The organism is Acholeplasma equifetale ATCC 29724, from assembly GCF_000687735.1.
GTDB lineage: Bacteria > Bacillota_I > Bacilli_A > Acholeplasmatales > Acholeplasmataceae > Acholeplasma > Acholeplasma equifetale.
In genome coordinates, this window is record NZ_JHXL01000004.1 from 1 (window position 1) to 14220 (window position 14220).

The following is a 14220-nucleotide window of genomic DNA, read 5'->3' on the forward strand; positions in this document are numbered from 1 at the left end:
TCTTGACATATTAAACATTGAATATGATCTTTTTTTAATCTGATGTCAATAATCAATTTTCCATCTTTTCTATGAGTTTCAAGATGTTCAATTCTATTTTTGATTGATTCTAAGAATAATAGTTGTATAATATTATCATGCATGGGGCCTCCTTATAATTTACGTTACAGCTAACTACAATTATAAGACAGCTCCTTTATTTTTAAACAATAAAATCCACCTATAACATATATGGAGGTAGACCTCCCAATAAGTTATTGGGTATCGTAAACCTCCATATATGTTATATACCTAAATAAAAAAGTACTTTGACAAAAATCAAAGTACTTTTTTCATGTTATTAAGCTTTTCTATTGCCCTATTTTTTAAAAATTACTACATCTAAACAGTTTTATATTTTAAATATCGGTTTGATTTTTTCTTTAATTTCAAGTGGTTTATATACAAAATATAAACTATTTGAATAATTATTTTGGGGATTACTGAAAAAATCAGTTTCATCACTAATACCCAATAAATGATTGGTTAATTTTTCATAATAAGTCTTAATTTTTTCTTGAACTTTATAATTTGTATTTTGTATGCGATTTAACATACGATTTTTAGAATCTGTATCATTCATGGATTCATAAAAATATAAAAAATAATATGCCATTATCATTCCATCTTCGTCATTCTTAAGTTGGTTTTCTATTTGATTGAATCGACTATTAATTGCAGTTGATCCAATTCTTCCTTCAAATGCTACCTCTTCTATATACGAAGATAACAATGATAAATATTGTTTTTTATAATAATTTTTAGGATGTGATAAGGCATCGATTAATTGCGGCCAAAAATAATCTATACTTTCTTTATCATGTTCGATAAGTGTAACCGATTGAATTAAATAAGAAAGTCTAAATAACATATCTTCTTCAATTTTTCTTGCTGCAACAAAGTCTCCATAAACACCCTGAAACTCTAATTTACTCGACTTAATAGCAAGATACGTAATTATGCTTGTAATAACCATTAAAGTGAATAAAATGCCATTTAATTCATAAAAATTAAACTGTAGAAAAACGATCCACAATAATACGATAACTACACAATAAATATAAGATGCTTTAGGACCATTTAATAAAACTTTTTTGAAAATTTGTACAATTTTTGTTTCATCTTCTATATTTCTTATTTTCATCTTATCCGGTATGACAATACCACCTAACATTAATAAAAATCTAGGTATAAACTTAATTCTAAATCCTCTTTCTGTACGTACTAATCCAAATGCTAAAACATAGATTGCTTTAACAGGGATACCATAATAAACTAATGTAAAAAAATGTCCTAACTCATGAAACATAATTGCTAAAAATAAACCTATAAATACAAGTAATAAATGTATATACCAAGGTATACTAAAAACACCTTTAAAAAAATGTTCCCATACACCTTTTTGTATTAGATACGTGTTTATAAAGCCAAATAATAATGACACGAAAATAAAAATAGATATCGTGATAATTCTTTTTTTCATGTTTCTTTTTTTATTTTTATTCTTCATATATAACTCCAATATCTTTTATAGCATCTTCTTCTTGATAAAGTGGTGAATTTATTTTTTTGGTAACACGATGCATCATCATTTTTTGACTTTCATATGGTTTTAGAATATCATATAAAATTTTTTCATTCTTTTCTCTTGGATTTAACCATGTTTTTTCTGTTTCATCTGTTAAAATCACAGGCATTCGATGATGAATCTCTTTAATCAAATCGTTAGCTTCAGTTGTAAGTATACCGACTGTATGAATTTTTGTTCCATCTGATTTAATATATGTATTCCAAATACTTGCCATTTTAAAAATTTTCTTTTCTTTTAGCATAATACGTCGTGGAAAATCATTTTTTTGATTTTGATTCCATTCATAGAAACTATCAGCTAAAATAACACATCTTTGCTGAAGTGCTACTTTTTTAAACATTTCTTTTTCAAATATCGTTTCAGACTTAATATTAATAAGACTAAATGACTCATCGTTTTTTACAAAGGAAGGAATAAATCCCCATCTAAGTTCACCAATTCGATATTTACTACCATCATGAAGTAGTGATATCACTTCTGTTCCAGGTGCAACATTATATCTAGGCAAACTAAATGACTTTATATCTTCAATTGCATAGTTTTCTTTAACATAATTTTCCAATTCTTCAAATGTTAAATTTACTGTAAAGCGACCGCACATTATCATCACTTCCTTTTGTAAATATTTTATCATGTAAATGCTTAATTCATAAAAATGAATGATAAAACGATAATTAAGCGATTATAAAATATAGTCTTCAAAATGATAGTTTTTCAGTCTTTATTTTCAATTTTTTTCTCATTGAAATTCCTAATTTCTTGTTATAAAATGAGTGCACTAAAGGAGGGTATTTATGGATTTAAAATCGTATCAATTGCATAAAGAAATTTTATGTATCGACTTAAAATCTTTTTACGCATCCGTTGAATGTGTATTAAGAAACTTAGATCCATTTACAACACCTTTAGTTGTCGCTGATCAAACACGTGGTAAAGGTGGATTATGTTTGGCAATTACACCATATCTTAAATCTTTAGGTATACCATCACGTGTTCGTATTTTTGATATTCCAAAAGAAATTTCTGGAAACTTAATTTATGCAAAACCTCGCATGAAAACATATATGGAATATTCATTAAAAGTTATACAAATCTACTTAAAATATGTTTCTTATGATGATTTATATGTTTATTCCATTGATGAAGCATTCTTAGACTTAACGCCATATAAAAATATTTATAAGACTTCTGCTTATCATATTGGTAAAAGAATATTAGATGATATTTATGAAGAATTAGGATTATATGCTGCTTGTGGTGTTGGTCCTAATATGCTTATGGCTAAACTTGCCTTAGATATAGAAGCAAAGCACCAAAAAGGTTTTATTGCTGAATGGAATTATGATGATATTCCTCAAAAATTATGGCCAATTTCGCCTCTTTCAAAGATGTGGGGTATTGGACATCGTATGGAGCAAAATCTTAATCAATTAGGTATTTTTACAATTAAAGATTTAGCAGAATTCCCTGTTGATCGTCTAAAAAAACGTTTGGGTGTAATAGGTGAAGAACTTTGGTATCATGCACATGGCATTGATATGTCCATTTTGCAGCAAAAAAATCGTTTAAGAAAATTAAATAAATCTTTAGGACAGTCTCAAGTTTTATTTCAAGATTATTATCCACCAGATATTTTCATTATCATGCAAGAAATGGTTGATGAAGTGACAAGACGATTAAGAATTCATAAAAAAGAAGCTAAAACTATTCATTTATCCATCGGATACTCTAAAACAACTGGTGGTGGTTTTTCTAGACAAGTCACATTAGATTATCCAACACATTCAGAATATCAAATTTTTAAAACTTGTTTAGAAATTTTTGAACAATTTTACGAAAATGAAGCTATACGAACGATTGGCATTTCATTATCAGGTTTAGTTACTACTTCTTTTAAACAATTGTCTATTTTTGAAAATGAAGAAATGCTTGTTAAAGAAGAAAAACTGATGCATACAATCGATGAAATTAAAAATCGATTTGGAAAAAATAGTTTAAATCGTGGATCTTCACTTGAAGAAAAATCAACAATTAGACTTAGAAATACTTACGTAGGAGGGCACCATGAATAATTATCATGATCGCGGTATTATTAAATGGTTACCTTTTGATGGCTTAGCAGGTTTTCATGATATGTTATCTGAAATGCTTTTTAACATGAATAAAGCTTCTATGCCACAACTTCTTGAAGATCGGTTAGAGGATTTAAATAGAACGCTTCAAGAAGCAATTGAAACTCAAAAAGAACTTTATGTGAAATATTTTGATAATGGTCAATTTAAAGATGATTTAATTTCAATAAAATCCATCGATCCTATCAAGAAAATCATTATTTCTCGTTATAAAAAACAATATCATTTGAGTCAGATTATTGACTTAAAATTGATTGATTAAAAAAGTAAAAAAATTGTATATAAACGCTTGACATCATATTGGTTATTTGTTATCATAATAAAGCATGATGTCGGCGTCGTATAATGGTTATTACACGTGCTTGCCAAGCATGAGACGGGGGTCCGATTCCCCTCGCCGGCTCCAGTTAGATATAAACCCTCAATTGATACATTCGATTGAGGTTTTTTTATGTTTATATACAAAATATATCTATTCAAATGTTAAGGCGTTTATTAACTTTGGTCGCTATTAAAAATTAGTCTATCCGCTATTGACATAGAAATTTTAATATTTTCTTCTATATTAACGCTAAGATCGTTCCATTTTTTAATTAAGCAGATTTAATTCCATATTTTTTCAAAAAAAGATTGTAGCGATAAGAACTAAATTATTTTTAAATATGTCGCTACTTTTTTATTATAAATTGACTTATAGTATATTTACATGGTAACATGGCTTATTAGAAAAAGGGGGGTTGGCAAAATGTCTAAATGTTCTTGGGCACTATCTAGTAAAAAATATGAAGATTATCACGATTTTGAATGGGGAATTCCAACACATGATGAACATCGTTTATTTGAAATGCTAATTTTAGAAGGACAACAGGCTGGCCTAAGCTGGATTACAATTCTTAATAAACGTGAACTTTTAAATGAAGCTTACTATAATTTTGATCCATATAAACTGGCAAGTTTAACTGAAAATGATATTGAAAAATATCTAAATGATTCACGTGTGATTAAAAACCGATTAAAGATTGAAGCTGTTATCAATAATGCAAAATGTTATTTAAAACTTAAAGAAAAATATGAAAGTTTAGATAAGTTCTTATGGTCTTATGTTGATTTTAAACCTATTGATAATCAGTTGAAGTCTCTAAGTGAGGCTCCTACTAAAACAGCTTTATCTGAAAAAATAAGTCAAGATTTAAAAGCTTTGGGTTTTAAGTTTGTTGGTCCAACAATTATATACTCTTATCTTCAAGCAATCGGTATTGTTAACGACCACTTAATTTCATGTCCATTTCATGAGCATAAATGAAAAAAGAAGGCAAAAGTGCCTTCTTTTTCGTTTTTTAGATGTATAAAATAGATGGTGTAATCTATATGCCTATCAATTAGGTGGTGGTAGTACACCATCTTTTTTATAGAGCCGTACTTTTTAATTCATTTTATAAAAAACTTAATAATTTCAAGCGTTAAAGGTGCTGTTGCAACTGTAATTAATCCTGTTAAAACTAACGATAATGTTGATAAAGAACCATCTAAATCACTATATTCTAATGCTTTTGATGTTCCAAGAACATGTCCACTAGATCCCAATGCTAATCCTCTAGCAATCGGATTATCGATTTTAAATATTTTAAAGATAATTGGTCCTAACATTGCTGCAATAATACCTGTTAATATAACGATTGCAACAGTTAAATATTTGATACCACCAAGTGATTCAGAAATACCGATTGCGATAGCTGTTGTAACACTTTTTGGAATGAATGTTGCAGCTAATACATCAGATAACCCTAATACAATACTTAAAATTCCAATACTTAATGCATGTCCTACAACACCTACTAAAATTGTAATTAAAACAATTTTCCAATGTTTTTTTAATACATCTAAATTCTCATATAAAGGTACAGCTAAAGATACAGTTGCGGGTCCTATTAAAAATGTTATAAATGATGTTTCTTCTTTATATGATTCGTAAGGTATTTCACCTACGAGTAAAATAATCATTATAACTATACTTGTTAATAATAAAGGATTTAAAATAGTTAATTTAAATTTATGTTGTATACATGAAAATACAATAAATATTCCTAATGTAAGTGTCATATAAATTAGCATATTACTCATCTTTAACCCCTCCTTTTGCAGTTAATGCTGTAAGGATTAAAGTAACTATTGTTGAAACTAATAAGACAACACATATTTCAATAAAATATGTTCTAACAATATCAAAATATTCAATTAATCCAACACATAATGGGACAAATAGAAATGACATATTTTTTTGTAAATAGCATGTTAAATCTTTAATGTGTTCGACTTTTAAAACTTTTGTCCATAGTGCCAAAAATAGTAAAATCAATCCAATTAAACTTCCTGAAATACTAAAAGGAAGAATCATTGCGATTGCTTCTCCTAAAAGTGTAAAAAATATTAATATAAAAAGTTGTAGCATAATCTTCATGATGTAACCCTCGATTAAATATACCGAAACTATTATATGAGATTTTAATGCTTTTTGCACTCATATTTATAATAAATTAAAGAAAAACCATTTTATGGTTAAAAATGGTTAATCACTCGATTTAAGAAGTCTTTAGTTCGTTCATTTTTAGGATTTTCAAAAATTTCTTCTGGTGTTCCATATTCAATGATTTTACCTCTATCTAAGACAATAATTTCATCAGCAAATGCCTTTGCGAAACTCATCTCATGTGTAACAATGATCATGTTCATACCTGAATTCACTAAATCTTTCATAACCTTTAAAACTTCACCAATCATTTCAGGGTCTAATGCCGATGTAGGTTCATCAAAAAGAATAACATCGGGTGATATACTTAAAGATCTAGCAATTGCAATTCTTTGTTTTTGTCCACCGGATAATTGATTAGGATATTGATTAATTTTATCAAGTAATCCTACTTTTTCTAATAAATTTTTTGAAATTTTTGTTGCTTCTTCTTCACTACGATTTAAAACTTTAATTTGAGGTAAATTAATGTTTTCTAAAACACTTAAATGGGGGAAAAGGTGGAAGTTTTGAAATACCATACCAATTTTTCTTCTGTAGTCTGTTAAATCGAATTTTTTATCTAAAATAGAATGTCCTAAATACTTTATTTCTCCGATATTAGGGCGTTCCATCAAATTCAACATTCTAAGTAAAGTTGATTTACCAGATCCACTTGGACCAATAAACACTGTAACACCTTTTTTAATGTTTAAGTTGATATCAACTAAAGCCCGAGTACCATCACCAAATGTTTTATATAAATTTTTAATTTCAAATAGGATATTAGCGTCCATCATGGCGTCTCATCCTTTCTTCTATTTTACTCATTAATAGTGATGTGGAATATGTAAGTACAAAGTATAATATCGCAGTTACAATATATACTTCTTTAATTGCATATGTACCAACCTTAACAATACTTGCAGCATACATTAATTCGGCAATACCCAAATATGTAAAGATAGATGTTTCTTTAATAAGTGATGCAAACTCGTTTCCAAGCGATGGAATCATTTGCTTAATTGCTTGTGGTAATATAATATGTCTAAATGTTTGACCATTGGTTAAACCTAAACTTAACGCTGCTTCTTTTTGACCTTTATCAACTGCTAAAATACCTCCTCTAAGTATTTCAGCCATGTATGCGCTAGAATTAATAACTAATCCAATAACGCCTGGAATAAAACTTGATATATCTATACCTAAGACTAATTTAACTGGAAGTTTTACAATTGAATATATTAATAAAACTTGTACTAAAAGTGGTGTTCCACGAATAAATTCAACATATGCAGTTCCTAAAAATCTAAAAATTTTAATTTTAGATAGACGCATAAATGCCGGTATAAACGATAATATAGCACCTAATATAATACTTAAAATAGCGAGTAATAAAGTCAGTAATAGACCTTTTAATAGTACACCAAGATAATAAGCATCAAATAAAAATGAGAAATCCATTATTGTTCAATTAAGAAACTTTCGATAATTTGATTTAACTCGCCAGAATCTTTTAATGTTTGAATTACTTCATTAACAATATTAAGTAGCACATTATTATTTTTTGAAACAGCAACAGCCATACCACCATCTGATTCGCCAATACCATAGTCCTTAATGATAAAACCTTCATTTTTACTAATGAAACCTAATCCTACTGGTTCTTCTAATACAACTGCGTCTAAAATGCCTTCTTTAAGATTAAAGAATAAATCATTCACGCTTACTAAGAATTGTTTTTGCACATTTGTAAATACTTCTTCGACTAATTTTTGTTGAATAGATCCTAATTGTGCACCAATACGAATATTTGATTGATTTAATGCATCAACTGAACTAAAAACATCTTCTTTAGCTTGATTAATAACAACAATTTGTCTTGCTTCATAATAAAGTTCTGAAAATGAAACTTTTTTAGCACGTTCTTCGTTTGGTGTTAATGCAGATATAACAAAGTCAACTCTATTTTCGGTTAAATCATCGATTAAAAAGTCAAAATTACGATGAATAACTCTTAAATTCTTTCCTAATTTTTGAGCAATCTTTTTACCAATCTCAATGTCGATACCCACAACTTGAGTTTTATTATTACTGTCATTAGTTAGATACTCATATGGCGCATAGTCTGCTGATGTACCCATTGTAATAAATTCTTTATATGAATCATCGATGATGATTTCAAATACGTTACTTTCTGTGTCACATGCATTTAAACTTAATGCTGTAACAACCATAAAAATAATTGATAATATTTTTTTCATGTTCTTTCTCCTTTAATTTTTCCATAAAAAAAAGCCTTAAGATAAAAATCTTAAGGACGAATAAATAATCCGTGGTACCACCTTATATTCTATAGCTCTATACTATAGCACTCATTACCTTTAACGCAGGTATACGTTTAAATCTAAGGCATATGCGTTCGATTTAACACTCCAAAATGCGTTCATACACGAACTTTACTGATTTTCACCCGCCATCAGCTCTCTAAAAAAGTTAAAATGTATTACTACTTTTTTTCATCGTTTGGGAATGATTATATGCCTTTTTAGATTAAATGAAAAGCCTTTTTTTTATTTCACAAAATTTTACAAATTTACTATAAACTTTCTGCGTATTTATGTGCAACACTACTTGCTGCTGCAGCTGCGATTGCTCCAACAATGTCATCTAAAAATGTATGGCAATGACCATCATTTGATACCTTGTTATCAAGTTTTTTCATAATACCTGGTTTATTTTTATCAACATATCCAAAATTTGTTAAACCAATTGAACCATATACATTAACAATCGATAAAGCCAATATTTCATCGACTCCAAATAATCCATAATCTTTCATTAAGATGGTTTGAAGTGGTTCAGAGATTTTACCTTCTTCTGCAAGCATATCAAGTTCTATACCAACTAAAATGGCATGTTGTGCTTCACGTTTTTTAATGACTCTTTCAACATGTTCCATACAAATTTCTAATGTTAAATTTGATAAATATGGTGCTTGAAGTGAGTATGTTATTTCTGCAATATCTATTAACTCAACACCTCTATTTTTTAAACGTTCTACAATTAATTCATAACGTTTTTCATCGTATAATTGATTATTTTCTGACATTTTTTATCCTCCTATTATATGTCTTGTGTGAAATCTTTATCTGTTGTAAAGCATCGAACCCCTAATTGATGTAATTTTGAAACTAACTTTATATCATTCACTGTCCAAACATTTAATTCAATTTGATGTGTAAGTATTTTTTTCATTGTTTCTTCATTGATTGCTTGATAGTGAAGAGAAAAACCAATATTAAACTTTAAAACAAACTCAAAATTATCGTCTGTTACTTTATCATCCAATAATAACATAGGTATTTTTGGATCTAGTTCTCTTAGTGAACTTAGATTTTCACGATGAAACGAAATAACCGTGAAGTTACTAAATTGATTCTCTTTATAATAATGATAGAATGATGCAATTTCTTTAACATTCATGTATTCTTTAAGTTCAATAAATAAATGTTTATTGGTTAATTTTGCCAATTCAACAAGACTTATGAGTTTAACAACCCCAAGTTTTTTTAAAACATCATAATCCGTATACTTAATTTCATGTGAAACACCATAAATACGATCCGTTGTCTTATCATGATGACAAACAAATACATCATCACTTGTCAAATGAATATCCGTTTCAATGCCAAATATATTTTCAATCTTTGATGCTGCGATAAAAGATTCCATCGTATTTTCTGTAAATTTACTTGATAAACCACGATGCATAATCCACTTGATGCCTTTATGATTCATTTTTCTTGCCTATCCTTTTTTTGACCTTTCATTTCTTGATGATAATTAAATATTTTCTTAAATTTTTCATAATAATCCATGACATATTTTTCATCAAAAGGTGCTTTTTTAGTTTCTATCCAATGTGTCAATTTTTTTAATGCATAATTAACAATTTCTTTGACTTCTTCTGGATAATCAAATTTAATTGAGTTTGATTCATACTCTTTTTGATCTAAAATATAATGCTTACCGTTTGGATAGATCTTAATATCTAAATCATAGTCAATATATTTAATGGCTTCACCGTCATATATATACGGACTAGAAATATTACAGTAATAATGGATACCATCGTTTTTTAACATCGCGATAATATTAAACCACTCATTGGGAAAGAAAAAACAAATTGCAGGTTCTTTAGTATACCAAGAACGTCCATCTTTTTCAATGACTTTCGTTTTTTGGTTACCAGTAGCCAAATGTAAAAAACCATCTTCTATGACAAAAGATGTAATCCATACACGATGAAGCGACCCATCATGTTTATAACTATGTATTTCTATTTTTTTACCATTTTTAAGTTTTATCATCATAAATCTATCCTTTAAATAAATTATAACACATAGAAAATATAGGTTAAATGAATATATCTTGAAAGGCATAAAAAAAACCACTCTCTTTAGAAAGTGGTTTAAATATTAGAGCATACGAGTAATTTTATTTTGTACGTCTTTTTTGAAACGATCGATTGCATCAGAGATGAATTGTGCAACATCTAAGTTATCATCTTCAATTAATGGTGTTAAATCCATACCATAAATAACACTGTCAGCTGCATCAACAGCATGTGCAACTGCATAAGTAGCATTTGCATAGCGACGACCTGCTGTTGCTAAATCATAACGTTTAGCACCATCAATTTGTGAATCAAAAATTTCAATTAATGCATTTGCTAAATGTGGATTTCCAGAAACATTAAATGCAACCTTTTCATCGTCATTTAACCAGTCAAGATCACGCCATACTTCACAGCCATAAACTGCTTTTGGACGTAACTCTTTTGGCATCATACGTAGCGCTTTAATAACTTTTGTAACAACACCAATGTGTGTATCGTGCTTGTCAGCAAGGTTGTGCGTATATAAAACTTTAGGTTGAGCGTCCATTAACATTTTATACATTTCTAATACAACTTCTTGATTGTCTTTATCTTTAGTTTCTGCTGAAGTTGCATTAATGAACCCTTGAAGACCATATTCACCGATTACTGCTGCTTTTTGTTGTTCTAAGACACGAACTTGAGTCATTTCAGCATCAGTATAATTTTTATATTTTCCACCACGTGATGATCCTGAACCGTTTGTTACAACGACACCAAAGAACCATTGATCAGGATTCTTAAAACACTTTAAGATACCGTCATAAGCGGCAATTTCGATGTCATCATGGTGAGCCATGATAGCCATATGTGTAGTACGTTTGATAGCTTCTTCTAATGGAACGTTATCTGGAACAAAAAACTTAGTTTTTTCGTTATATTTTTGCATTTTAATTCACTCTTTCTTTTTATTAAATTATTATTTGACTAATTTTGGTAAGCTTGCAGCTGCAACTGATTGACCGACACGACGTGTTTTCTCATCTGGTGTAAATAAATTCATTTTCTTTCCTAATTCAGGGAATTCTTTCATTAAAGTTTCTTTTGCTACTTTAACAATAATATCTCCACCTACACCACTTAATACGCGTCCTAGTAATAAGACTTCTTCAACATCATAAAACTCTGAATAATACGCTAATCCAAATCCTAAATATGTACCAATTGTTGTATAGATATCTTGATAAATTTCTGAATTTGGATCTAAGTTTTGAACAACTTTTAATCGTTCAGCGAGTGGCATTGCATCATCGAATGTGATGCCACATTTTTCTGCTAAACGAATTACAGCATCTTGTGAGAAATATTTATTACCTGTGCCTACATCACCACTCCATTCATCAATAGGACCTTCACTTTGGAAGTCCACTGGGACGAATGCAAGCTCATTCAACCATCCTGTGATATTACCTTTTGAGTTAATATAACCCACAGCTTCACTTGTACCCATCGCAATACCTAATAATTTTGTTTTATTTAGGCTCATTGCACCTGCTAATGCAGTAACATCACCATCATTAGCTACTTCAATAGGTACACCATATTCATTAGCAATATCAATGTATATATTTTTAATGTGTTTATCAAATTCATCGTCTGGAACTTGTATAAATAATGAAGCAACTTTCGCTTGATTCTTAATATAAATACCTGCACTTGAAACACCAATTGCATCTAAACGAGGCATTTGATTTTTAGCTGTTTCGATTGCTTCACGAATATATTTTTTATGATATTCAGGATTGCTGTTTAATTTTGGATGCCATACAATTTCAGTTGAAAAAATTGGATTTCCATCTATGACAGCTGAAACTTTCATATCTGAACCACCAGCGTCAAATCCAATTCGATAACCTTCAAGATTACGTCCGATTGGTTGATCGTTAGACTTTAATGCAGGCTTTTGAGTTGCATGAAGAACTTCAAATTTCTGATCATAAACACGACCCATAAATTTTGAATCAAATACTCGAATGCCATCTTCATAGATGTCTTTAATCGCTTCATAAATCGTTTTAGATCCTACGATGATAACTTTATATCCACCATAAATCCAAAGAAGTGATTTGACTAATCTTTCAATATAGAAGAGATTTTCATTTAAATGCTCTTCTCCTTTAAAGATGAAAGTATCATAACTTTCATTAAATCCGTCTTCTCTTTCTACAACAATAGAAATTGGCTCAGCTTTGCCACTTTCTAAAACACGTTTTTTAAAATCTTTAAAAAAGAGTATTGCTGGAGAAAAATTTGGATCAAGTTTTAGTGGAAACTTTGGAATAAACATTGACATTACCTCATTTCATTATTATAGTCTTGATGCAGCGTCTTTATCAATATAAACAGTTACGTTTGGATGACGTTGTAATACAGATGCAGGAACATTTTCGCTAATATTTCCTTTAATCATTTCATAGACTGCATCTTTTTTATTTGAACCTGTTGCAATAACAATAATTTCTTTAGCATTCATGATTTCGCTAATTCCCATTGTAATTGCATGTGTTGGAACTTCATCTAAAGAATTAAATAATCTTGAATTATCAATTCTAGTTTTTTCATCAAGTTTAACAACATGTGTTTTTGTATCAAATGGTGTATTTGGTTCATTAAAACCAATATGTCCATTAGAACCAATACCTAATAATTGAATATCTACTTGATTTTGTTTTAATAATTCTTGATATTCTTTTTTAGCTGTTTCATGATCTGGATTATCACCACTTGGGATAAAACAATTATTTTGATTAATATCAATATGATTGAATAATTGATTTCTCATGAAGTAATAATAACTTTGATGATGGTTTTTTTCTAAACCTAAATATTCATCAAGGTTAAATGCTTTAACACCTTTAAAAGAAACTAATCCTTTTTTATATGCTTCAATTAAGCGATCATATAAAGGAATTGGTGTTGTACCTGTTGCTAAACCTAAATTTAAATTAGGATTTTTATTTAATCTTTCAATATAATAATTTGAAACTTCATCATATAATTTCTCTTTTGTATCAAAAACATGTACTTTCATGATTATTCATACTTCCCTCTAATTAATCTGTCGTATACATTACCTTTAAGGTCAATACGAATTGCTTGGCATGATTTTTCATAAAATGGAATTACCTTATCGTTAACACCGCCAATGATTGCGTAACCATAACCTTCATAATACATCGCTTCTAAAGCATGTAGCAATAAAGCTTTACCTATATTTTGACCACGAATTGATTCATCAACACCAATTGGTCCAAAATATCCTTTAGCTGTTGCATCATATGCAGCAAAACCAATAATATTGTTATCTTTAACTGCGATAAATACTTTGGGTGTTGTTTGATATAATGCACCTTTAATCTCTGATGCCCAACCTTTTGAGAAATGCTTTGTAACAAAATTCACTACAGCATCACTATTTGGTGATAACACACGAACGATTTTTATACTTTCATCCTTAGCGTATTTATCACTATAATCTAAGTTGTATAAAGATACTAATAAATCTTGCATG

The 14220-nt window shown here is 29.0% G+C and carries 17 protein-coding genes, 1 tRNA gene and 1 other annotated feature; of the genes, 4 read left to right on the plus strand and 14 right to left on the minus strand.

The window, feature by feature from the left end; genetic code table 11:
- Positions 1-391 precede the first annotated feature (391 nt).
- Both T434_RS0102985 and T434_RS0102990 read right to left on the minus strand, forming a co-directional pair.
- Positions 392-1549 carry a site-2 protease family protein gene (locus tag T434_RS0102985; RefSeq protein ID WP_026399835.1) on the minus strand — a complete coding sequence of 386 codons (1158 nt, stop codon included), beginning with the start codon at positions 1547-1549 and terminating at the stop codon, positions 392-394.
- Entirely contained in the window at positions 1539-2231 is a 693-nt protein-coding gene (locus T434_RS0102990; RefSeq protein WP_026399836.1) for an SOS response-associated peptidase, read from the minus strand. Before T434_RS0102990 ends, T434_RS0102985 begins: the two co-directional genes overlap by 11 nt.
- 193 nt (positions 2232-2424) lie before the next feature.
- Between T434_RS0102990 and T434_RS0102995 the strand changes: the two genes are divergently transcribed.
- The 4 genes from T434_RS0102995 (at position 2425) to T434_RS0103010 (ending at position 5065) form a co-directional block, all read left to right on the plus strand.
- Positions 2425-3702 carry a Y-family DNA polymerase gene (locus T434_RS0102995; protein WP_026399837.1) on the plus strand — a complete coding sequence of 426 codons (1278 nt, stop codon included), beginning with the start codon at positions 2425-2427 and terminating at the stop codon, positions 3700-3702.
- On the plus strand, positions 3695-4024 hold the full coding sequence (locus tag T434_RS0103000) for a YolD-like family protein (RefSeq protein ID WP_026399838.1): 330 nt from the start codon (positions 3695-3697) through the stop codon (positions 4022-4024). Before T434_RS0102995 ends, T434_RS0103000 begins: the two co-directional genes overlap by 8 nt.
- Positions 4025-4093: 69 nt before the next feature.
- A tRNA-Gly gene (locus tag T434_RS0103005) sits at positions 4094-4168 on the plus strand.
- A 339-nt stretch (positions 4169-4507) separates the two neighbouring features.
- Entirely contained in the window at positions 4508-5065 is a 558-nt protein-coding gene (locus T434_RS0103010) for a DNA-3-methyladenine glycosylase I (protein ID WP_210997111.1), read from the plus strand.
- 125 nt (positions 5066-5190) lie between these two features.
- Here the strand turns inward: T434_RS0103010 and T434_RS06745 are convergent, their stop codons facing one another.
- The 12 genes from T434_RS06745 to T434_RS0103070 form a co-directional block, all read right to left on the minus strand.
- Complete coding sequence (locus tag T434_RS06745; protein WP_162150666.1) at positions 5191-5883, minus strand: LrgB family protein; 693 nt, start codon at positions 5881-5883, stop codon at positions 5191-5193.
- Positions 5876-6220, minus strand: coding sequence for a CidA/LrgA family protein (locus tag T434_RS0103020; protein ID WP_026399840.1), 345 nt, complete (start codon positions 6218-6220; stop codon positions 5876-5878). Before T434_RS0103020 ends, T434_RS06745 begins: the two co-directional genes overlap by 8 nt.
- A gap of 98 nt (positions 6221-6318) precedes the next feature.
- Positions 6319-7068 (minus strand): amino acid ABC transporter ATP-binding protein, encoded by a 750-nt coding sequence (locus T434_RS0103025; protein WP_026399841.1) that lies wholly within the window; start codon positions 7066-7068, stop codon positions 6319-6321.
- Entirely contained in the window at positions 7055-7732 is a 678-nt protein-coding gene (locus tag T434_RS0103030; RefSeq protein WP_026399842.1) for an amino acid ABC transporter permease, read from the minus strand. Before T434_RS0103030 ends, T434_RS0103025 begins: the two co-directional genes overlap by 14 nt.
- Positions 7732-8532, minus strand: a complete 801-nt coding sequence (locus T434_RS0103035; protein WP_026399843.1) for a transporter substrate-binding domain-containing protein — start codon at positions 8530-8532, stop codon at positions 7732-7734. The genes T434_RS0103030 and T434_RS0103035 overlap by 1 nt, the downstream gene beginning before the upstream one ends.
- Before the next feature lie 49 nt (positions 8533-8581).
- Positions 8582-8800: a binding site (T-box leader), on the minus strand.
- Positions 8801-8867: 67 nt separating this feature from the next.
- Positions 8868-9380 (minus strand): phosphatidylglycerophosphatase A family protein, encoded by a 513-nt coding sequence (locus T434_RS0103040; protein ID WP_051614348.1) that lies wholly within the window; start codon positions 9378-9380, stop codon positions 8868-8870.
- Positions 9381-9394: 14 nt separating this feature from the next.
- Positions 9395-10069, minus strand: a complete 675-nt coding sequence (locus tag T434_RS0103045) for a glycerophosphodiester phosphodiesterase family protein (RefSeq protein ID WP_084301058.1) — start codon at positions 10067-10069, stop codon at positions 9395-9397.
- On the minus strand, positions 10066-10644 hold the full coding sequence (locus tag T434_RS06750) for a DUF402 domain-containing protein (protein ID WP_245588317.1): 579 nt from the start codon (positions 10642-10644) through the stop codon (positions 10066-10068). The genes T434_RS0103045 and T434_RS06750 overlap by 4 nt, the downstream gene beginning before the upstream one ends.
- Positions 10645-10749: 105 nt before the next feature.
- Positions 10750-11598 carry a PIG-L deacetylase family protein gene (locus T434_RS0103055; RefSeq protein WP_026399846.1) on the minus strand — a complete coding sequence of 283 codons (849 nt, stop codon included), beginning with the start codon at positions 11596-11598 and terminating at the stop codon, positions 10750-10752.
- 30 nt (positions 11599-11628) lie between these two features.
- Positions 11629-12996 (minus strand): ROK family protein, encoded by a 1368-nt coding sequence (locus tag T434_RS0103060; RefSeq protein ID WP_156934084.1) that lies wholly within the window; start codon positions 12994-12996, stop codon positions 11629-11631.
- 21 nt (positions 12997-13017) lie between these two features.
- Positions 13018-13740, minus strand: a complete 723-nt coding sequence (gene nagB / locus T434_RS0103065; protein ID WP_026399848.1) for a glucosamine-6-phosphate deaminase — start codon at positions 13738-13740, stop codon at positions 13018-13020.
- 2 nt (positions 13741-13742) lie between these two features.
- A complete protein-coding gene (locus tag T434_RS0103070) occupies positions 13743-14219 on the minus strand; it encodes a GNAT family N-acetyltransferase (protein WP_026399849.1) in 477 nt (158 codons plus the stop codon).
- Position 14220 lies beyond the last annotated feature (1 nt).

What these genes read in the sequence shown, in the direction of transcription:
- T434_RS0102985 (WP_026399835.1), bottom strand. Translation starts at nt 1,549, where the DNA reads ATGAAGAATAAAAATAAAAAAAGAAACATGAAAAAAAGAATTATCACG.
- T434_RS0102990 (WP_026399836.1), bottom strand. Translation starts at nt 2,231, where the DNA reads ATGTGCGGTCGCTTTACAGTAAATTTAACATTTGAAGAATTGGAAAAT.
- T434_RS0102995 (WP_026399837.1), top strand. Translation starts at nt 2,425, where the DNA reads ATGGATTTAAAATCGTATCAATTGCATAAAGAAATTTTATGTATCGAC.
- T434_RS0103000 (WP_026399838.1), top strand. Translation starts at nt 3,695, where the DNA reads ATGAATAATTATCATGATCGCGGTATTATTAAATGGTTACCTTTTGAT.
- T434_RS0103010 (WP_210997111.1), top strand. Translation starts at nt 4,508, where the DNA reads ATGTCTAAATGTTCTTGGGCACTATCTAGTAAAAAATATGAAGATTAT.
- T434_RS06745 (WP_162150666.1), bottom strand. Translation starts at nt 5,883, where the DNA reads ATGAGTAATATGCTAATTTATATGACACTTACATTAGGAATATTTATT.
- T434_RS0103020 (WP_026399840.1), bottom strand. Translation starts at nt 6,220, where the DNA reads ATGAAGATTATGCTACAACTTTTTATATTAATATTTTTTACACTTTTA.
- T434_RS0103025 (WP_026399841.1), bottom strand. Translation starts at nt 7,068, where the DNA reads ATGATGGACGCTAATATCCTATTTGAAATTAAAAATTTATATAAAACA.
- T434_RS0103030 (WP_026399842.1), bottom strand. Translation starts at nt 7,732, where the DNA reads ATGGATTTCTCATTTTTATTTGATGCTTATTATCTTGGTGTACTATTA.
- T434_RS0103035 (WP_026399843.1), bottom strand. Translation starts at nt 8,532, where the DNA reads ATGAAAAAAATATTATCAATTATTTTTATGGTTGTTACAGCATTAAGT.
- T434_RS0103040 (WP_051614348.1), bottom strand. Translation starts at nt 9,380, where the DNA reads ATGTCAGAAAATAATCAATTATACGATGAAAAACGTTATGAATTAATT.
- T434_RS0103045 (WP_084301058.1), bottom strand. Translation starts at nt 10,069, where the DNA reads ATGAATCATAAAGGCATCAAGTGGATTATGCATCGTGGTTTATCAAGT.
- T434_RS06750 (WP_245588317.1), bottom strand. Translation starts at nt 10,644, where the DNA reads ATGATGATAAAACTTAAAAATGGTAAAAAAATAGAAATACATAGTTAT.
- T434_RS0103055 (WP_026399846.1), bottom strand. Translation starts at nt 11,598, where the DNA reads ATGCAAAAATATAACGAAAAAACTAAGTTTTTTGTTCCAGATAACGTT.
- T434_RS0103060 (WP_156934084.1), bottom strand. Translation starts at nt 12,996, where the DNA reads ATGTTTATTCCAAAGTTTCCACTAAAACTTGATCCAAATTTTTCTCCA.
- nagB (WP_026399848.1), bottom strand. Translation starts at nt 13,740, where the DNA reads ATGAAAGTACATGTTTTTGATACAAAAGAGAAATTATATGATGAAGTT.
- T434_RS0103070 (WP_026399849.1), bottom strand. Translation starts at nt 14,219, where the DNA reads ATGCAAGATTTATTAGTATCTTTATACAACTTAGATTATAGTGATAAA.